Below are 20,207 nucleotides of genomic sequence, written 5' to 3'. Positions count from 1 at the left end.
GTTCGGGGCGCGGCCGGTCGGGCCGCTGGGAAGGGGATGCGGGCCGCACGGAGCGGCACATCTCATCAGTATGGCGTCCCGAACTCATTGCAGACTCGATCCCGGGTACGGCTGGCTGTACGTGTCGGAACCGCTGACGACCCGCACGACCAGCGTCGGCGACGGGTCGTTCGCCGGGGCGGTGCAGGATGCGGTCTGTCCCGTCGCCGGCATCGGCAGCTGAGTGGTCCCGTCGCAGCTGTAGGTCACGGCCTCGTACTGACCGGTCGGCCAGCTGGTCCAGGTGAACACGTGACTCGCGGGGTCGTAGCGGCCGCCGCCGATGGCGAGGCTCACCGCGACGCCCAGGTCCTGCGTGGCCGACTGATCGGAGCAGAGCGGAGCGCTGTCCGGGTAGCTCTCGCAGACGCGGGTGATCTTCACGGTCAGCGGTACGCCGTAGTGGCTTCCGTTGGAGCCGGTGAGGATCCCGGTGGTGCCGGCGAGCTGACCGGAGTCGACGACGGCGGTCCCGCTCAGCAGCTGGTAGTCGAAGACCGGGCTGGACCCGCCGCCCGCGCGGTAGGACACGGAGACCCGGAAGTCGACGGTGTCACCGCTCTGCACCCGCCCGTTCACCGCGATCTGGCTCACCGCTCCCGGAGCTTGGCGCGGCGTCGCGCTCACGATCGCGGCCGGGGTGCAGCCCTGGCCGTTGTAGGCGTAGACGATGAAGTTGTAGCTGCGGTTCGGGCTGAGCCCGTCGAAGGTGGTGCTACCGCCCTGAACGCGGCCGAGTCCTCCGGTGCTCAGCGCCGGTTGCCCGTCCTCGACGCCGTCGACCCGGCAGAAGGTGGGGTTGCCGCCCTGGAACACCGCGACGTAGTAGGCGGAGACGGCCGCACCGTTGTCGCCGAAGACGTTGGACCAGCTGAGCGTCACGCTGGTGCCGTCGGTCGTGTTCGGAGTGGCCACCGGGGCGATGCCCGTCGTGGTCGGCGCTCCCGCGGGGATACCGCTCCCCTGGCTCTGATTCCACGTCGTCCGACCCTGGTAGAAGTCGTTGCGGGAGGCGACCGTGTATCCGATCGACGCTCCGTTCGCGATGCCGGGATCGGTGACGTTGAGCGCGTACCGGGTGCCGACCGGGTCCGACCCCGAGACCTGCAGAGCCTTGGTCACGCCGCCCACCGACACCACGTAGGAGCTGATCGGGCTCGCGCCCGCGGCGTCCGCGGGCTTCGACCACGTGACGCGGAGCCCCTGGTCGAGCGGTGTCGACGACAGGCCGGACGGGGCGTTCGGCACCACATCGGACCACACCGCCTCGGCGTAGGCCGTCGGGTCGGAGAGCCCGAGCGCATTCCTGGCGCGCACGCTGAGGGTGACGGCGTTGGAGGACCCGTTGCCCGGCGTCGTGATCGCGCACGTCGTGGTGGCGCACGGCGTGGTGGAGAGCACGGCGCCGCTCGCTGCGGACGCCATGGTCACCTCGAAGCCGGTGATCGGCGAGTTGTTGAAGGCGCCGGGGATCCACGTGAGCGTGAGGCTGCGGTCGGCGATCGTGCCGACCTGGACATTGGACACCGGGGCCGGGCGATCCTGCACCGACACCGTCACGGTGCCCCAGACGTAGCGGTCCGGATCCCCGGTGGCGTCCGCGACCTCGTACTGCAGGGTCGTATCGGCCGCGGCAGCCGTCTGGGAGACCGAGATCTGCAGCTCCGAGTTGTCGGCGCTCGGGGTGATGCTGACGCCGTCCGGCAGTCCGGTCCCCAGACCGCGGACCGCGACCACCCGCAGAGGCTTGCCCGGGAACGGGTTGGTCGCGCCGTCGTTGGCCAGCACATCCACTGTCGAGGTCTGCCCGCGCGGAGCGATCACGCGGTCCGGCTGGGGGCTGGCCAGCGGACGCGTCGACGGCACGACCGAGATGTCGATGCGACCGGCCTGGCCGGCGTTGACGGCGTCTTTCACCCCGATCGAGAGCGATGGGCGCGTGCCCTTGACCGCGTCGGCGGCGACGCTCACCGTCAGCTTCTGCCCGCTCAGGGAGGCGGACACGCCGTCGGGACGGGGATCCTGGATGGAGTAGACCAGCTCGCCGACGTCTTTGGCGTACGGGTACCTGGTCACCTTGGTGAGGTCGATCGTCTTCGTCTGGCCGGGCTCGAAGTCGATGAGCGCACCGGTGAACACGGGCGGCTGATTCTCGCGAGGCGTGACCTCGATCGGGAGCACGATGGTCGCGACGTTGGCGTTCGGGTCGTTGGCGCTCGCTCCGTCGGTGACCTGGAACGAGATGGAGGCCGGCCCGAAGTAGCGCGGCGACGACGTGAACTGGAGCGTGTCGCTCCCGGCCACCAGGTCGTCGCCGTTGGCGTGGGTGGCGCGCACGGTCGCCGCGTCGGTCAGCCGCACCTTCCTGTCGCCCACCGCGACGATGTAGTCGTTGAGGTGGATGGTCAGGGTCTTCTCGCTGACCACCGTCAGCTTGGGCGCACCCCGCTTCAGCTGGGGCAGGGCGTCGTCGTAGCCGGGCACCCGTACGAAGCCGTAGGCGACGACGCTCTCGTCCTCCGGGTTCGCGACACGGAAGGGCACCACCTGGCTCTTCGCGCCGATCGCGATCCGCAACCGCTTCGAGGACGTGACCTGCGCATCGCTCGTGTATCCGGGCACCAGCGAGAGCTTCAGGCTGGAGACCGGGCCATCGGCGAAGAACACGTTGGCCAGCACGTTCACATCGACACGGTCCTTGCCGAGGATGTCGGAGAGTCCGAGGGTCGTGTCGGAGACGACCGGACGCGCGGGCGGCGCCTTCGGGTCGACCGTGAGCCGTAGGAACGCCTGGCTGGTGCCTCCGCGCTCGTTCTGGATCGTGTAGAGGAAGCCGTAGGCTCCCTCGGTCTGGGGCGCCGTGACGGTGACGACGTCGCCGCTGATCTTCGCCTTGGCCTTGCCGTCGAGCGACGTGACCGCGGTCACGCTGAGCGGGCTGCCGTCGGGGTCGCTGTCGTTGGCGAGGACCTGCACCGACAGCGTGCGCCCCGGACGCGCCGTCACGTCGTCCTCGACCGCGACCGGGTTCCGTGCGCCCTCGACCCGGGCGGCGATGCCCACCCGGACCGTGCCCGTCGCGCGGGCGCCGAGCGCGTCGACCACGGCATAGGTGAAGGTGTCGGTGCCTGCGGCGTAGTCGCCGGCCTGGAAGTCCATCCAGTCCGGACCGGAGGCGATCACGGCGCCCTTCTGCGGGTTCGTCTCCTGCCCGATGAACTGCACGGAGTCGCCGTCGGGGTCGATGCCGGACAGCGGGATGGTGATGCGGACGGTGTCTCCCGCGAGGACGCGCGCGGTCACGGTCTTCGGAACGGGCGGGTTGTTGGTCGCGGCGTCGCGCTCGCGCACGGCGATCGTGACCTCGGCCGTCGCCCACTGGCCGTCCGCCCCGTACACCTTGTATGCGGCGGTGTAGTTGCCGGGCTTCGACGGCGCGAGGTAGCGGAGGTGGTCGCCGCTGGCGAAGAGGAGGCCGGCGCCGCTGGGGAGCGGTGTCGCCAGGGTCGGGTCGAGGGTCAGCTTGTCGCCGTCGGGCTGCACGTCGTTGGCCAGCACCGGGATGTCGACCACATCGCCCACCCGGACCGAGACGCTGTCGGGGGCGGCGATCGGCGGCTGATGGACCGTGAGCGGCGGGAGCTGGACGACGGTGACCGTCCCGATCGTCTCGGCCAGGCCGTTGCTGAGCCGGTAGTGGAAGTCGACGGGACCCTCGAGCGGCCGGCTCAGGGTGACGCGGAGGGTGCGCTGCTGCAGCACCTGGACCCGGACACCGGTCGCCGCCTCCGGCTCGGTCACGCCCGTGACCAGCAGCACGCCGCCCGACGGGTCGATGTCGGTCGAGAGGACGTCGACGTCCTGCGTCGACTGCTCGCGGATGAACGCGGTGTGCGGCACCGCGATCGGCGCGGTCTTCGCCCCCGGGGGCGCCTTGACCTCGACCCGGACGACGCCGGTCGCCGTCACGAGGCCGTCGGTCACCGAGTACTCGATGTTGTGCGTTCCGGCCTGGTCGGACTCGAAGCGGAACGTGCCTCCTTGATAGTCCGGGGTGATCGTCGCGTCCGCCTTGGTGGGGACGGTGCTGAGGCGCACCGTGCCGTTGCCGCCGCGAACGTGGTCGAGCGGCGACACCGTCACCTCCTGGCTCTGGTAGGCCACGACGGCGAACGGATCGGCGATGATCGGCACCTGTCCCGGCGCGCGCACGGTCACCGCGAGCAGCCCGGCCGCCTCGGCCCGTCCGTCCGAGAGGGTGAGGGCCACATCCTTCACGCCTTCGCCGTCGCCGTGGTCGGAGTAGGCGATCTGACCCTGCGGGGTGAACGTGACGGCGTCGGGAGCGGGAACGGACGCGCCGGCGAGGTAGAAGGAGTCGCCGTCCGGGTCGTAGCAGTCGCCGAGCACCGGTGTGGACACGCGGCCGCCGGACTGCACGACGGCCTTGGCGTTGCGGACGCAGACCGGCGGGCTGTTCTCGGACGCCGTCCGCACCGCGACGGTCACGTGCGCCGTCGCCGTCCCGCCGCGGCCGTCCGAGATCGTGTAGTCGAAGGCGATCGTGCCGGTGGCCGTGTCCGGAAGCGTCAGCTGGAGCTGCTGGTCGGCATTCGTGAGTTCGATCGAGCCCTGACTCGCGGGCACCGCCGTGAACGAGTCGATCGTCAGCACGTCGCCGTTCGGGTCGTAGTCGTTGAGCAGGACGGGCAGCGGCGTCACGCGTCCCGGCCGGGCGCCGAACGAGTCGTCGACGGCGACGGGAGGCTGCTCCTGCTTCTCGAACTGCGGGGCATCGTCCTGCTTGGTCTGGTCGACGAGCTCCTGCGTCGTCTTCTTGGAGACCAGCTCGTCCCAGTTGTCGATGCGTGCGTTGCCGCTCTGCACCGCCCAGGAGACACCGGAGCGGCCGTCGTTGAGCACGACGCGGTTCCCGTTCACGCGGAAGCCGAGCACCGCACCGGACGGCACGCCGTCGAGCGTCGACCGATCCCCCGCGCCCGACGCCGAGCATGTGCGCCAGGCCGTTCCGTCGTTCCAGGCGGCGTAGGTGCACCCGTCGACGGTGACGGGCGCGGCCGGGGCGCCGGAGTCGCGAGCGAGCGCCCGCGTGGCAGGCCCGCCGGCGAGCGGCACGCGGATCAGCCCGGCGGTGGAGGCGATCCACACGGCATCCCCGCGCTCCGACGGCTGCTGCAGCACCGGTTCGTCCCCCTCGGGGAGGAAGGCGGCGAGGTTCACCGTGCGGTCCTCGAGGGTCAGCGTGCGCTGCGACGGGTCGAGCAGCGCCCAGTGGCCTCCCACGGATGTCAGGGAGACGTCGGCGCCGTCGCCCCGGGTGCGGAGCGTCTCGGTCATCGTCGAGGGCTCGGCGGCGTCGAGGCCGATGCGCACCAGGGCCCTGGTCGACGGCTGGTACGCGAACATCACGCCGGACGGGTCCATAGCGGACACGGCGCGGCCACCGAGGTCGATCGTCGCCGCGGAGCCGGAGTTGAAGTCCTTCAGCTGGTCGACCCCGGTCAGCCACAGCTGCCCGGTGGTCTGCGACAGCAGGGCGACGTGACCGTCCGCGAGCGACACCTGCGGAGAACGCGGCGGCAGCGCCACCGACTTGCCCGCCTCTGCCGTCGCCGGATCGACGAGCGCGATCGTGTTCGCCTCGCGGTCGAGGAGGAGGACGTCCCTGCCGTCCTGGACGACGTCCAGGGCCTCGCCGGTCCCGGCCACCACCGAGTTGAGCTTGTCGATCTCCGTGTTCGCCCGGCCGAGGGACTTCTTGGCGTCGCTCGCGACCCAGACCGAGGCGTCGTCGAGCCGGAGGTGCTGCGCGCTGTAGCCCCCCGAGACGACCGCGAGGGTCGTCACCAGGGCGGCCACCGCCGTCCCGCTCACGGCGGTCGCCGCGACGGACTTGTGCGCGGCGAGCCACGACCCGATGGCGCCGAGGCGGGTCACGTCCCGCCCGTCCCCTCGACGCACTTCTGGCCGCTCGGCGTGCCCGTCTTGCCGTCGCGGTTCACCGTAACGGTGACGCAGACGGTCTCACCCGACTTCGCGTCGACGCGGAACTCCGTCGCGTGCTGGCTGCTGGGCGGCTGGTCGTCGACCGTCACCTGGTACGTGTCGCCCTCCTGCAGCCCCGGGTCGCTCCAGGTGAACACGATGGTGCTGCCGGCCACCCGGCCGCTGAGATCGCGGACCGTCGGGATGTCGTCGCTCGCCCCCGCTCGCACCAGCACGATCGATGCGGTCACGGCGAGAACGACGACGAGCACGGCGCACGCGACCAGGGAGAGCACGAGCGCGCGGGAGGTCTTCGCCGGCGCGGCCTGCTGCGGCGTCTGCGCACTCCCGCTCTCGCGCACGACGGTGCGTGTCGGTGCGCGGGTCACCGTCGTGGACACGGGAACCGCGCGGCGCCGGCGCCGGCGGGCGCCCGGGTCGACCGCGACGACGCCCTTCACCCGGGTCCTGTCCTCCGGATCGCCGGCGGTCGCCAGCGCCCAGTCGTCCATCGCGACCTCGATCGGCGTCTGCGGCAGGCCGAGCTCGGTCTCCACCGCCTGCAGCTCGCGGATGAACTCCAGAACGCTCCTCTGCCGCTGGGAGGGCCGTCGCGACATCGCCCGCATCAGCACCTGCTCCAGCCGCGGCGGCACATCGGCCCGCCCGATCGGCAGCGGCCGGCTCTTGGTGATGCGCTGGATGAGCTCGGCGGACGTGTTCTCCTTGCCGGGCACCTCGAACGGCGACCGCCCGGCGAGCAGCGAGTACAGCGTGGCCCCGAGCGACCAGATCTCGCTGGCGATCGTGCCGCTGGTCTCGTCGAGCAGGACCTCGGGCGCCGACCAGGGGATGGACAGGCCGATCGCCTCGGTGACGTCGGCCTCGCTGAGCGTTGCGGCGATCCCGAAGTCGCTCAGCACCGGATGCCCGTAGGCGGTGCTCAGGATGTTCGACGGCTTGATGTCGCGATGCAGCACTCCGGCCCGGTGGGCCGTCTCGACCGCGCTGGCGATGCGCACGCCGACGCTCAGCGCCTCCGGCACCGACAGCGGTTCCGTGCGGTAACGCTGTCCGATCGCGGCGGAACAGAGCTCCATCACCAGGTACGGCCGGCCGTCGGAGGAGACGCTCGCCTGATAGACGGTGAGGATCGACGGATGGGTGCTCAGCTGCGCCATGAGGTTCGCCTCGGCCTGGAACATCTGTTTGACCTGGCTGGTGACCACCTCGGCGAGCATCACCTTGACCGCGACCTGGCGCCTCGGCATGTTCTGCTCGTACAGGAACACGTCGGCGAAGCCGCCGGAACCCAGCACCCGGACGTAGGAGAAACCCGGGAGGTTCGGCGGCTGGGACGGCAAACGCCGGGCCATCGGCTCCTCCCGTTCGTCGATGAGACGCGTTCGCCGGTGCGAAGCGTCTGACAATTGTAGGCAGCCGGATACCGCCCCCGACCGGCCGGGACCCGCACTGGGGACAACTCGCTCACCCCCAAGTCGGGGGACAGAATCAGTGGCGCCGAGCGGCCCGGCGGGAGACGCCCTCGCGGTGTGCTCCGGACTCCGGGGTCGCCAGCACGTCGACGACCACGACGGTCACGTTGTCGCGCCCGCCGTTGCCGAGCGCCGCATCCATCAGCTGCTGGGCGGCGTCGAGCGGGGAGGAGCCCTCTCCGAGGAAGTAGCGGATGCCGTGCTCGGTCAGCTCCTTCGTCAGGCCGTCCGAGCACACCAGCAGCCGGGAGCCTGCGACGATCGGCAGGAGGAAGTAGTCGGGCACCGGGTCCTCGTTGAAACCGACGGCGCGCGTGATGACGTTGCTGTGCGGGTGCACCTCGGCCTCCGCCGGGGTGATGGCTCCGGCGTCCAGCAGCTCCTGGACGATCGAATGGTCGACGGTCAGCTGCTCCAGCGTCCCGTCGCGGTAGCTGTACACCCGCGAGTCGCCGATGTTGAACACGAGCCAGTACGGGTTGCCGTCGACCAGGGTGAGGGCGATCCCGGTGACCGTGGTGCCCGTCCCGAGGTCGGTCTGGCCGACGCCGCGGGTCATGTCGTCGACCGCCGATCGCAGCGCCTCGGTGAGGGCGATCTCTCCGACGAAGTCCGCCTTCACCTTCTCGGCCAGGCGCGTGACCACCGCCGTGCTGGCGAAGTCTCCTGCGGTGTGGCCGCCCATCCCGTCGGCCACCGCGAAGATCGGCGAACGCGCGAGGAGGCTGTCCTCGTTCACGCTCCGCCGGTATCCGGTGTCGCTCAGAGCGGCCCAGGCGAGGCTGATGCGTGCGTCGGGATCGCCGGGGACAGCCACGGTGTGGCGTCTGCTGCTGCGACCGATCTGGGTCACTCGCGTCCTTCGTCTCTGCGGGCGGTGATCTCGATGATATTACCGTCGCCGATCTCCACCCTCGCCCCCGCGAGCACCACGGACGACTCCCCCGGACGCAGCCGGCGGGCGCCGCCGGGACCGGTCACCAGCGTCCCGTTGGTGGAGCGGAGGTCGGTGACGACGACCGCGTCCCCCGACTGCTCGATGCGGACATGGGTCGACGAGACCTCCTGGGTGGGCGACGGCACCGTGACGAGCCGCGGCTCCGCGCCGGAATCGACGCGCTGCGGAGCGGGCCGCCGGCCGATCAGGACGGGGACGTCGAGCGCGATCGTGTCCCCCGACGGGATCCGGGCGGCGAAGGTCGCGCGCGGCGGGGGAAGCACGACGGGCTCGGTCGGCGGGAACATCTCGTCGGTGCGGACGGTCAGCGGCCCGGCGGGCGCGATCGGCGTGTCGTGCTCGGGCGCCGGAGCGACGGCTGCGGCGGGCGGGGTCACGGACTCGTCGATGTCGACGGCGCCCGGGAGCTCGTGCGGGGCGGGATGGGCGTGCGGCGGCACGATCTCGGACGCCGCAGCAACCTCCGCCGGGGCGTCCGCGCCCCCGAACAGGCTCGAACTCTGGTTGCGGGCGCGGATGATGGTCTCCTCCGCGGCAGGACCGGAGACGGCTGCGGCCGGAGCCGGGGTCTCACGACTGCGCTCCGCGCGCTCGATCGGCTGCAGCGTCCACGTCAGCAGCTCGCCGTCGGTCACGCCGACGCGCAGCGGCAGCGAGCCGATGGAGAGGCGGGCGACCGGGCCGGTCGGCGCGTCGTCGCCCTGAAGCACGAGGCCGGTCACCGTGCGGAACTCGGCCAGCACCCACGGCTGCACGCCTCCCGCCGAGAACCGGCGCGCACCGCCGACCGAGAACACATCGACCGCCGCCGAGCCCCGGACCACCGCTGTCACGGTGACCTCGCCCGCGGCGTTCGGCTCGGCGATCTCCGCCACGGCGAACGATCGGACGCTGTCCGGTCCGGCGAGCGGGAACGCCCCGACGACGGATTCGATCGTCGCGAACTCCGAGTCGGCCAGCCAGTACACCGCATCCACGATCTCGTCGGAGGCCGTGCTCTCGACTGCTGCGACGAACCGGCGGCCCGCGATGAGCAGCCACCGCGACGGACCGGCCGTCGGCGCGTACCGGATGAAGCCGCCAGTCATCGTCGGCTCCTCCTGGTGGCTCACGGGGTCGTCCCGGCGGACGTCGCCTGCCGGGGGTCGCGCGAAGCGCGCGTGGTTGCGAGTGTAGCCCGCCGGCCGACTCTCCGAGGTCGGGCGCCGCCGGTCAGCGTCAGGTCAGCGGCAGGTCAGCGGCAGGTCGGCCGGCGGTCCGAGGCCGGTCAGGCGCCGGTCTCCACGAGACGGAAGGTCGTGCCGGGGCACGCGACGGCATCGGGAGCGGTCGGCAGGACCGTCCCGACCAGCACGGCCGGATCCGTGGACACCGTCACCCTCCCGTGCTCGTTCACGAGGGCGAGCGGCCGGCTGCACGCGAGCATCCCGGGCAGCAGCTCCCGCTCGAGGCGCTTCACGTAAATGTCGAGGCCGACGACGCCGAGCATGCGCCCGTCGCGTTCGACCGGCGACGTGACCGTGACGATGTAGTCGCACGCGCACAGGTGATCGACGTACGGGCCGGTGATGTGCGTGCGGTGGGTCGACTGCGGGACGCTGAACCACTCCAGGGACGCGAAGTCGCGCAAGTAGTCGGAGTAGGAGCGCGCGCCGAGGTCGAGCTTCGATGGTGCGCGCGTCGCGCCGAACACGGGGTTGTCGTCGAGCGGGCCGAGCCACCACGAGAACCGGACGTCCCCTGCGCCGGTCGGCTCGGGCGCCGCCACGAAGCCCGCTCCGATGAGCAGCGGGTCGTCCTCCGCGAGGGCCGGGAGCACCAGGGCTGCGACCCGGTCGTCGAGCGAGAGCGCTCCGTCCTGTTCGCCGGTGAGAATCGCCTCCCGCCAGCCCGCGAGAGTCTCGTGGATGCGGCCGAACAGCTCCGAGACGCGCCCGGCGGCGGCAGCAGGAGTCCCGGTGACGGCCATCGTCGTCCGCTCAGCCATCGATCGTCCCCTCCCGCTCGATCCTGGCTTTCGCGGCGAGGAGCCAGCGGGCGACCTCGTCGAGCAGGCCGCCGATGTGCGCCCGCGCCGCCGCACCGTCGCGCGCGGCGACGGCCTCGGCGACGGCCGTCGCGGCCGCAGCAGCGGAAGCCCGGATCGCCGGATCGCGCATCCCGAGCCAGAGCAGAGGACCGAATTCGGCCTGCAGTCGCAGCTGCTCGCGCACCAGCCGGGCCGACTGGCTGAGCACGGCGAGTTCGAGCAGGAACCCGCCGGCGTTCCTCCGCGCCTCGGCGGCCTGGGAGAAGTCGGCATCCGCCACCCACGCGCGAAGCCGGGCGTCGTCGGACGGGGTCGAACGCTCGGCCGCGCGATCGGCGCAGCCGGCCGCGATGGCCGTCACGTAGACCGCGAGATCGCCGAGCTCGACCTGGGACACCCCGCGCAACCGGCCGATCACGTGGCTGTCGTCCGCGTCGCCGGTACGCATGACGAAGCTGCCGCCGTCACGCCCGCGGCGCGTCTCCACGAGCCCGGCCCTGCGCAGCATCCCCAGGCCCTCGCGCGCGGTCACGAGTGCGACACCGAACCGGCGGGCGAGCTCGGCCTCGCTGGGGAGCCGCTCGCCGGAGGAGAGCACGCCGAGCACGATCGCATCCGTCAGCCGCCTCGCCACCTGCTCCGCGCGCCCGGCGTCGTCCAGCTGCGCGAACACCGCGTCGCGCGCGCCCGGCGCTGCGCGGCCCGTGCGGGCTGCGTCGCGCATCGAGATCGTCACGGCTCCACGATATCGCGAGTGAATCATTCGCTATAGGATGAATTCGTGTCGAGCGAAGAAGCCAGCATGCCCGATGGCTGCATCCCCGCCCCCGAGCGGCCGGGCGCCGGCGTCCTGCAGGGCATCCGCGTCGCCGACTTCTCGCGCGTGCTGGCCGGTCCGTACGCGACCATGATGCTGGCCGACTTCGGCGCCGACGTGATCAAGATCGAGAGCCCCGGCGGCGACGACACGCGTGCGTGGCGGCCGCCGGTGGACGACGCGGGCGAGTCCACCTACTTCGGCGCGGTCAACCGCAACAAGCGCTCCGTCGTGTGCGATCTCGCGACGCCCGACGGACTCGCGACCGCGCGCCGCCTCGCGCGCACGGCCGACGTCGTGGTCGAGAACTTCCGGCCCGGCGTCATGGAGCGCTTCGGCCTCGACGAAGCGAGCCTCAGACCCGCCAACCCGCGCCTGGTGTTCTGCTCGATCACCGGGTTCGGCCGGGAGGCGGGAGCCGCCCTCCCCGGCTACGACCTGCTGGTGCAGGCGGTCGGCGGCCTGATGAGCATCACCGGAGCGCCCGACAGCGAGCCCAGCAAGGTCGGCGTCGCCCTGGTGGATGTGCTCACCGGGCTCAACGCGTTCTCCGGCATCCTGCTCGCCCTGCGGCAGCGCGACGCGATGGGCCGCGGCTCCCGGGTGGATGTCGACCTGCTCGGATCGCTGCTCGCCGCCCTCACCAACCAGGCGTCCGGCACGCTCGCGACCGGCCGCTCCCCCGCCCGGCTGGGCAATGCGCACCCGAGCATCGCGCCGTACGAACTGTTCCGCGCGGCGGATCGCGAGTTCGTCGTCGCGGTCGGCAACGACCGCCAGTTCTCCGCATTCGCGGGCGTCCTCGGCCGGCCGCTGCTCGCCGACGACGCACGCTTCGCCACCAACGAGCAGCGCGTGCGCAACCGGCAAGCGCTGCGCGGCCTCCTCGAACCGCTGCTCGCCGCGCGCACCGCCGCCGACTGGGTGGATGCGCTCACGCTCGCCCGGGTTCCGGCCGGGCTCGTCAACGACATCGGGGAGGCGTTCGCCTTCGCCGAATCGCTGGGGCTGCAGCCCATCGTGACGACCGTCGACCCGGGCACGGGACGGACATCGAGGCAGCCCGCGACGCCCATCCGGCTCGACACCGCGCCGGCCGCACACCGCACCCCGCCCCCGCTCCTCGGTGCGCACAACGCGCGCTGGGCGGACGAGGCCGACTGACCCCGCACCACACCGCACCGCACCACCCGCACCACCCGCACCACCCCGATGGACCGGCGAAAGGACCCACCGTGACGACGACGCTCGACGAGGCGTTCAGCATCGACCACCTGCTCAGCGACGAGGAACGCGGCTGGCGCGATCGCGCCCGCGCGTTCGCAACCGAGCGCATCCGGCCGGTCATCGAGCAGGACTTCGAGGACAAGCACTTCCGCCGTGAACTGGTGGCGGAGCTGGGAGCGCTCGGCGTGCTCGGCATGCACCTGCAGGACGAGGGATGCGCGGGAGCCGGCGCCGTCAGCTACGGGCTCGTCTGCCACGAGCTGGAGGCCGCCGACAGCGGCTGGCGCACCTTCGTGTCGGTCCAGGGCTCCCTGGCGATGAGCGCGATCTCGAAGTTCGGCTCCGACGAGCAGAAGGCCGAGTGGCTGCCGCCGATGGCACGCGGGGAGCGCATCGGGTGCTTCGCGCTGACCGAGCCGGAAGGCGGCAGCGACCCGGCCGCCATGCGCACGACGGCCCGCCGGGACGGCGGCGACTGGGTGCTCAACGGCGCCAAGCGGTGGATCGGGCTGGCCGCGCTCGCGGATGTCGCGGTGGTCTGGGCGGCCACGGACGACGGCATCCGCGGGTTCCTCGTTCCGACCTCCACCCCCGGGTTCGCTGCGACCGCGATCGACGGCAAGCTCTCCATGCGCGCCTCGGTGCAGTGCGACATCGTGCTCGACGAGGTCCGCCTGCCGTCCTCTGCTGTCCTCCCCGGGGCACGCGGTCTCTCCGGACCGTTCTCCTGTCTCAACGAGGCCCGCTACGGCATCGTCTGGGGAGCGATGGGGGCCGCCCGCGACTGCCTGGAGGTGTCCATCCGGCGAGCGACCACGCGCGAGGTGTTCGGGCGCCCCATCGGTGCGAACCAGCTGATCCAGGAGAAGCTGGCGAACATGCTGGTGGAGTACGAGAAGGGGATGCTGCTGGCGCTGCACCTGGGTCGCCTGAAGGAGGCCGGGCGGCTCACCCCGGCGCAGATCAGCGTCGGCAAGCTGAACAGTGTGCGCGAGGCGCTGGCCATCGCCCGCGAGGCCCGCACGATCCTCGGCGGCGACGGCATCACGAACGCATTCCCGGTCATGCGGCACATGGCCAACCTGGAGTCGGTGCGCACCTACGAGGGAACGGACGAGATCCACACGCTCGTCCTCGGCCGGGCGCTGACCGGCCTGGCGGCGTTCGCATGAGCACGGATGCCTCCACCGCCGGCGACGCCGCCGTGGCGGATGCGGCGGTCGCCGCGGCCCGTGCCGCGGCGACGCCGTCGACCCGCGAGCAGAGGGCCGGGTGGCTGGACGCCCTGGCTGCCGCCCTGGACGACGACCGCGCCGAACTGGCGGGCCTCGCCCACGAGGAGACGCATCTCTCCCCCGCCCGGCTGGACGGCGAGATCACACGGACGGCGGCGCAGTTGCGCTTCTTCGCGGGTGTGATCCGCGAGGGTGCGTACCTCGAGGCCGTCGTCGAGTCGCCCGACCCGTCACTGATCCCGCCGCGGCCGGACCTCCGCCGCATCCTGCGCCCGCTGGGGCCGGTCGCCGTGTATGCGGCGTCGAACTTCCCGTTCGCCTTCTCCGTCCTGGGCAACGACACGGCGTCGGCGCTGGCCGCCGGCTGCCCGGTGATCGTCAAGGCGCATCCGGGTCACCCGCTGCTCTCCCGCCGGACGGCCGCACTCGCCGCGCGCATCCTGCCTCCCGGCTGGTTCTCACTTGTCGAGGGGATGGACGCGGGCACCGCGCTGGTGCGCCACCCGCTGGTGCGGGCGGCCGGGTTCACCGGTTCGACGCGCGGCGGCCGTGCCCTGTTCGACCTGGCCGCCTCACGGCCGGACCCGATCCCCTTCTACGGCGAGCTCGGGAGCATCAACCCCGTCGTCGTGACACGGGCCGCCGCCGCGGAACGGGCCGAGGCGATCGGAGCGGGGCTGGTCGGCTCGTTCACCCGCGACGCCGGGCAGTACTGCACGAAGCCGGGGCTCGTCTTCGTCCCGGCCGGCGGCGGGGTCGAGGAGGCCGTCCGCGGCGCTCTCGGCGACGCGCCGGCGAGCCGCCAGCTCACCCCGGGAATGACGGAGGCCTTCTCCGCCGGCGTCGCCGCGTTCTCCGCCCGGAGCCCGGTCGAGGTGCTCCGCGGGGAGGCGGCGCCCGGGGAATCCGCACCGGCCGTCGTGCTCGTCGACGCGGACGCGTTCCTGGCCGACCCCGCACCGTTCCTGGCCGAATGCTTCGGCCCGGTGACCGTGCTGGTGCGCTTCGCCGACGCCGACCTGCCCGCGCTCCTGGCGGCGCTGGAGCCCTCCCTGACCGCCACCATCCACCGCGGCACCGGCGAGGATGTGACGTCTCTCGCTGCCTCCCTCGGCGCCGTCGCTGGTCGCCTCCTGTTCGACGGCTGGCCGACCGGCGTCGCCATCGGCTGGGCGCAGCACCACGGCGGCGGATGGCCGTCGACGACCGCGAGCATCCACACGTCCGTCGGCGCGACGGCGATCCGCCGCTGGCTCACGCCGATCGCCTACCAGGACGCCCCGCGGGACGTGCTCCCGCCCGAGCTCCGCGACGGCAACCCGCTCGGCATCCCCCGTCGAGACTCCTGACCCCACGCGAACAGCTCCGGACTTTTTCCGCCCGACACGCCGCGGCAGGGGCGAAAAAGTCCGGAGCTGATGGCGAGGTCAGGAGATGGCGCCTCCGGTCCCGCCGCCCTGACCTAGATTCCGATGTACGACATGACGTGCTTGATGCGCGTGTAGTCCTCGAAGCCGTAGGCCGACAGGTCCTTCCCGTAGCCGGAGTGCTTGAACCCGCCGTGCGGCATCTCGGCGACGATCGGGATGTGCGTGTTGATCCAGACGCAGCCGAAGTCGAGGCCCTTGGCGAACCGCATCGCCCGTCCGTGGTCCTTCGTCCAGACCGACGACGCGAGCCCGTACTTCACGCCGTTGGCGTTCGCCAGCGCCTCGGCCTCGTCCGCGAACCGCTGGACGGTCTGCACCGGGCCGAAGATCTCGTTCTGGACGGCCTCGTCGTCCTGCCGCAGCCCCGACACGATCGTGGCCTCCCAGAAGTAGCCGCGGTCGCCCTGGCGGTGACCGCCCAGCTCCACGGTGGCGTGGTCCGGCAGCCGGTCGACGAACCCGGACACCTGCGCCAGCTGGTTCGCGTTGTTCAGCGGACCGTAGAGGATGCCGTCCTCGCGCGGCGCGCCGGTGCGCGCGTTCTCCCTGGCGTACTGCGCGAGCGCCGCGACGAACTCGTCGTGGATGTCGTCCTGAACCAGCAGGCGCGTGGCGGCCGTGCAGTCCTGACCGGCGTTGAAGTACCCGGCCGCGACGATCCCCGCGACCGCCTTCTCGATGTCGGCGTCGTCGAACACGATCACGGGCGCCTTGCCGCCCAGCTCGAGGTGCACCCGCTTGAGGTCGAACGACGCGGCGCGCGCCACCTCCATCCCGGCTCGAACCGACCCGGTGATCGAGATGAGCTGCGGGATGGGGTGCGCGGTCATCGCAGCGCCGGTGGAGCGGTCGCCCAGCACGACGTTCAGCACGCCGGCGGGCAGGAACTCGGCGGCGACCTCCGCCAGCAGCAGGGTCGACAGCGGAGTCGTGTCCGACGGCTTCAGCACGGTCGTGTTGCCCGCGGCGAGAGCCGGCGCGAACTTCCACACCGCCATGTTCAGCGGATAGTTCCAGGGCGTGACCTGGCCGACCACACCGATCGGCTCCCGGCGGATGAACGAGGTGTGCTCCGGCATGTACTCCCCCGCCGACCGCCCCTCCAGGTTGCGCGCCGCCCCGGCGAAGAAGCGGATCTGATCCACCGACAGCAGGATCTCGTCCTCCACCAGGGTGGCGCGCGGCTTGCCGGTGTCCTGCGACTCGGCGTCGGCGAACTCCTCCGCCCGCGCCTCCATCGCATCGGCGATGCGGAACAGGGCCAGCTGGCGTTCCGCCGGTGTGGTCTGGCCCCAGGTGCGGAAGGCGCGCTCGGCGGCGGTGTATGCGTCGGCGACGTCCTGCTCCGTGGAGACGGGCGCGCTGGCGTAGACCTCCTCGGTCGCGGGGTCGATGAGCGGGATGGCGTCCGTGCCGCGGGCTTCGACGGAGCGGCCGTCGATGAAGTTCTTCAGTTCACGTGGTGAGCGTTCACGAGCTGTCATGGCGGCAGCCTACTGATTTCGTCAGCGAAACGGGCAAATTCGTGCGGAATCGCTTGCCAGACATCCAATCCACTGACAGAATCGCTCCATGAGTACCCCTCGGGCAGCGAACGGCCAGAAGGCTGCGGCGATCGATGATGTCTCCAAGGCGATCATCGAGCAACTGCAGGTCGACGGCCGCAAGTCGTACGCGGAGATCGGCAAGGCCGTCGGTCTCAGCGAGGCGGCCGTGCGCCAGCGCGTGCAGAAGCTGACCGAGTCGGGCGTGATGCAGATCGTGGCCGTGACCGACCCCATGCAGCTCGGCTTCTACCGTCAGGCGATGATCGGCGTGCGCTGCACGGGCGACACGCGTGCGGTGGCCGACAAGCTGGCGGCCATGCCGGCGGTGGACTACGTGGTGCTGACAGCCGGCACCTTCGACATCCTCGCCGAGGTGGTGTGCGAGAACGACCTCGACCTCATCACGATGCTCAACTCCGAGATCCGGACGCTGGAGGGCGTGCTCTCCACCGAGACGTTCGTGTATCTGAAACTCCACAAACAGTTCTACAACTGGGGAACGCGATAACCATGACGACAACCGTAGAAACGTTCGGCGAGCCGATCACGGCCGATGAGGCGGCGCTGCAGGCGAAGGCGCGCGACCACCTCTGGATGCACTTCGCCCGTCAGTCGGTGATGGAAGAGGGCCACGGCGTCCCCATCATCACGCGCGGCGAGGGGCACCACATCTGGGACTCGCACGGCAAGCAGTACATCGACGGGCTCTCCGGACTGTTCGTGGTGAACGCGGGCCACGGCCGCAAGCGTCTCGCAGAGACGGCCGCGAAGCAGGCCGAGCAGCTGGCGTTCTTCCCGATCTGGTCGTACGCCCACCCGAACGCGATCGAGCTCGCCGACCGGCTGGCGTCGTACGCACCCGGCGACCTCAACCGCGTCTTCTTCTCCACCGGCGGCGGCGAGGCGGTCGAGACCGCGTTCAAGCTCGCCAAGTACTACTGGAAGCTGCAGGGCAAGCCGACCAAGCACAAGGTGCTCTCGCGCGCCGTCGCCTACCACGGCACCCCGCAGGGCGCCCTCGCGATCACCGGCATCCCGGCCATGAAGGAGATGTTCGAGCCGCTCACCCCCGGCGGGTTCCGCGTCCCGAACACCAACTTCTACCGCGCAGGCGAGATGGGTGCGCCGACCGACGACTTCGAGGCCTTCGGCGTGTGGGCGGCGAACCGCATCGAGGAGATGATCCAGTTCGAGGGTCCGGACACCGTCGCGGCGATCTTCCTCGAGCCCGTGCAGAACTCGGGCGGATGCTTCCCGCCGCCTCCCGGCTACTTCCAGCGCGTGCGTGAGATCTGCGACAAGTACGACGTCCTCATGGTCAGCGACGAGGTCATCTGCGCCTTCGGACGCATCGGCCACATGTTCGCCTGCGACGAGTACGGCTACGTGCCGGACATGATCACCTGCGCCAAGGGCATGACCAGCGGCTACTCCCCCATCGGCGCGACCATCATCAGCGACCGCATCTACGAGCCCTTCAAGCACGGCAACACGTCGTTCTACCACGGCTACACCTTCGGCGGTCACCCGGTGTCGGCCGCGGTGGCGCTGGAGAACCTCGACATCTTCGAGGAGGAGAAGCTCAACGAGCGCGTCCGCGAGAACTCGCCGCTGTTCCGCGCCGAGCTCGAGAAGCTGCTCGACCTGCCGATCGTCGGCGACGTCCGCGGCGCCGGTTACTTCTTCGGCATCGAGCTGGTGAAGGACAAGAACACCAAGGAGACGTTCGACGACGACGAGGCGGAGCGCCTGCTCCGCGGGTTCCTGTCGAAGGCCCTGTTCGACGCCGGCCTGTACTGCCGCGCCGACGACCGCGGCGACCCCGTCGTGCAGCTCGCCCCGCCGCTCACCATCGGCCCGAGCGAGTTCGTCGAGATCCGCCAGATCCTGGAGTCGGTGCTCACGGAGGCCTCGAACCACCTGTAAGACCCCCAAAGGACGAATCCGGGACCGCGCTCGTGGTCCCGGATTCGCGCCTTAACGAGAGGAGCGCAATGGACTACCGCACGGTCGGCTTCTGGTTCGACTCCATCGCCGCCGAGGAGGACGGCTTCCGTCCGCGGCCCGGTCTCGACGCCGACGCCGACGTGGATGTGGCGATCGTCGGCGCGGGGCTCACCGGTCTCTGGACCGCCTACTACCTGCAGGAACGCGATCCATCGCTGCGCGTCCTGCTGCTGGAGAAGGAGGTCGCCGGCTTCGGCGCGTCCGGCCGCAACGGCGGCTGGTGCTCCTCGCTCTTCCCCTGGTCGGCCTCGAAGCTCGAGAAGAGGTACGGCCGGGATGCCGCGGTCGGGATGCGCCAGGCGATGGTCGACACGGTCGACGAGGTCGGCCGGGTCGCCGAGGCCGAGGGCATCGACATCGACTTCGCGCGGGGCGGGACGGTGACGTTCGCGCGGTCGAAGCCGCAGCTGGCGGCGGCTCGGGCCGAGTTCGAGGAGTCGGAGCGCTACGGCGTCGACCGCGTCGCGCTGTGGGGAACCGAGACCGTCCGGTCGCGCTTCGGCGTGCGGGATGCGCTGGCGGCGACGTACACGCCCGCGTGCGCGCGCATCCACCCCGCGAAGCTGGTGCGCGGACTCGCCCGGGTCGTCGAACGCCGCGGGGCGACCATCGCGGAGGGCACCGAGGTGCTCTCCTGGGACGCCGGGACCGTGCAGGTGCGCTCGGGCGGCTCAGCGCGCACGGTCCGGGCCGGGACCGTCGTCAACGCGACGGAAGGCTACGGCTCGCAGCTGCCGCAGGTCGGCAGGCGCATCCTGCCGCTCTACTCTTTGATGATCGCGACGGAGCCGCTGCCCGATGCCACGTGGGAGCGGATCGGCATCGAGCACGGCCAGACGTTCACCGACTTCCGCAACCTGATCGTCTACGGGCAGCGGACCGCCGACAACCGGTTCGCCTTCGGCGGTCGCGGGGCGCGGTACCACCTGGGGAGCGCCATCCGGCCGGAGTACGACCGTTCGGCGCGCGTGCGCGACCACCTCATCCACACGCTCCACGACCTCTTCCCCGACTCCGCGGGCGCGCGGATCACGCACCACTGGGGCGGGCCGCTCGGGGTGCCGCGGGACTGGCACGCGAGCGTCGGCTACGACCGGGATGCGCGCGAGGCGTGGGCGGGCGGGTACGTCGGCGACGGCCTGAGCACCACGAACCTGGCCGGCCGCTCTCTCGCGGACCTGCTCACGGAGTCGCGAACGGACCTGACGGCGCTGCCGTGGGTGGACCACCGGTCGCCGCGCTGGGAGCCGGAACCGCTCCGCTTCGCTGGCGCGAACGCCGGCCTCGTCGCCATGGAGTCCGCCGACCTGGAGGAGTCCGTCACGCGCCGCCCCTCCGTCGTCTCCCGCACCCTCGGCCCCCTCATCGGCCACTGACCCCCGGATTCCGCCCCACCGTCGAGTCCGCAAACTTTGC

General features: G+C 71.4%; 13 protein-coding genes. 6 read left to right on the top strand and 7 right to left on the bottom strand.

Annotation, left to right across the window (positions count from 1 at the left end):
- Positions 1-84 precede the first annotated feature (84 nt).
- The 6 genes from BJ963_RS04570 to BJ963_RS04545 all read right to left on the bottom strand — a co-directional run bounded on the left by BJ963_RS04570 (position 85) and on the right by BJ963_RS04545 (position 11,264).
- Positions 85-5,997, bottom strand: coding sequence for an Ig-like domain-containing protein (locus BJ963_RS04570; RefSeq protein ID WP_179454921.1), 5,913 nt, complete (start codon positions 5,995-5,997; stop codon positions 85-87).
- Entirely contained in the window at positions 5,994-7,421 is a 1,428-nt protein-coding gene (locus BJ963_RS04565; RefSeq protein ID WP_179454920.1) for a serine/threonine-protein kinase, read from the bottom strand. Before BJ963_RS04565 ends, BJ963_RS04570 begins: the two co-directional genes overlap by 4 nt.
- Positions 7,422-7,557: 136 nt before the next feature.
- Positions 7,558-8,394: a protein phosphatase 2C domain-containing protein gene (locus BJ963_RS04560; protein ID WP_089911299.1), complete on the bottom strand. Its 837-nt coding sequence runs from the start codon at positions 8,392-8,394 to the stop codon at positions 7,558-7,560.
- Positions 8,391-9,587 (bottom strand): FHA domain-containing protein, encoded by a 1,197-nt coding sequence (locus tag BJ963_RS04555; RefSeq protein WP_179454919.1) that lies wholly within the window; start codon positions 9,585-9,587, stop codon positions 8,391-8,393. Before BJ963_RS04555 ends, BJ963_RS04560 begins: the two co-directional genes overlap by 4 nt.
- Positions 9,588-9,766: 179 nt before the next feature.
- The gene (locus tag BJ963_RS04550; protein ID WP_179454918.1) at positions 9,767-10,486 is read right to left on the bottom strand and encodes a cache domain-containing protein; all 720 of its coding nucleotides are present in this window, start codon (positions 10,484-10,486) and stop codon (positions 9,767-9,769) included.
- Entirely contained in the window at positions 10,479-11,264 is a 786-nt protein-coding gene (locus BJ963_RS04545; protein ID WP_179454917.1) for a GntR family transcriptional regulator, read from the bottom strand. The genes BJ963_RS04550 and BJ963_RS04545 overlap by 8 nt, the downstream gene beginning before the upstream one ends.
- A gap of 66 nt (positions 11,265-11,330) precedes the next feature.
- On the opposite strand from BJ963_RS04545, the gene BJ963_RS04540 reads away from it, so the two are divergent.
- The 3 genes from BJ963_RS04540 to BJ963_RS04530 all read left to right on the top strand — a co-directional run bounded on the left by BJ963_RS04540 (position 11,331) and on the right by BJ963_RS04530 (position 15,156).
- Positions 11,331-12,509 carry a CaiB/BaiF CoA transferase family protein gene (locus BJ963_RS04540; RefSeq protein WP_179458026.1) on the top strand — a complete coding sequence of 393 codons (1,179 nt, stop codon included), beginning with the start codon at positions 11,331-11,333 and terminating at the stop codon, positions 12,507-12,509.
- 71 nt (positions 12,510-12,580) lie between these two features.
- Complete coding sequence (locus tag BJ963_RS04535) at positions 12,581-13,744, top strand: acyl-CoA dehydrogenase family protein (protein ID WP_179454916.1); 1,164 nt, start codon at positions 12,581-12,583, stop codon at positions 13,742-13,744.
- A complete protein-coding gene (locus BJ963_RS04530; protein ID WP_179454915.1) occupies positions 13,741-15,156 on the top strand; it encodes an aldehyde dehydrogenase family protein in 1,416 nt (471 codons plus the stop codon). The genes BJ963_RS04535 and BJ963_RS04530 overlap by 4 nt, the downstream gene beginning before the upstream one ends.
- A 113-nt stretch (positions 15,157-15,269) precedes the next feature.
- On the opposite strand, the gene BJ963_RS04525 is transcribed toward BJ963_RS04530, so the two are convergent.
- Positions 15,270-16,721, bottom strand: a complete 1,452-nt coding sequence (locus BJ963_RS04525) for a gamma-aminobutyraldehyde dehydrogenase (RefSeq protein WP_179454914.1) — start codon at positions 16,719-16,721, stop codon at positions 15,270-15,272.
- Positions 16,722-16,809: 88 nt separating this feature from the next.
- On the opposite strand from BJ963_RS04525, the gene BJ963_RS04520 reads away from it, so the two are divergent.
- The 3 genes from BJ963_RS04520 to BJ963_RS04510 all read left to right on the top strand — a co-directional run bounded on the left by BJ963_RS04520 (position 16,810) and on the right by BJ963_RS04510 (position 20,167).
- Positions 16,810-17,292 carry an Lrp/AsnC family transcriptional regulator gene (locus tag BJ963_RS04520; RefSeq protein ID WP_089911324.1) on the top strand — a complete coding sequence of 161 codons (483 nt, stop codon included), beginning with the start codon at positions 16,810-16,812 and terminating at the stop codon, positions 17,290-17,292.
- A gap of 2 nt (positions 17,293-17,294) precedes the next feature.
- Positions 17,295-18,710 carry an aspartate aminotransferase family protein gene (locus BJ963_RS04515; RefSeq protein ID WP_179454912.1) on the top strand — a complete coding sequence of 472 codons (1,416 nt, stop codon included), beginning with the start codon at positions 17,295-17,297 and terminating at the stop codon, positions 18,708-18,710.
- Positions 18,711-18,778: 68 nt separating this feature from the next.
- Positions 18,779-20,167, top strand: coding sequence for an NAD(P)/FAD-dependent oxidoreductase (locus BJ963_RS04510; RefSeq protein ID WP_179454911.1), 1,389 nt, complete (start codon positions 18,779-18,781; stop codon positions 20,165-20,167).
- Positions 20,168-20,207 lie beyond the last annotated feature (40 nt).

Source organism: Leifsonia soli (assembly GCF_013408745.1).
Lineage (GTDB): Bacteria > Actinomycetota > Actinomycetes > Actinomycetales > Microbacteriaceae > Leifsonia > Leifsonia soli.
This window is presented reverse-complemented; position numbering and strand designations above follow the sequence as displayed.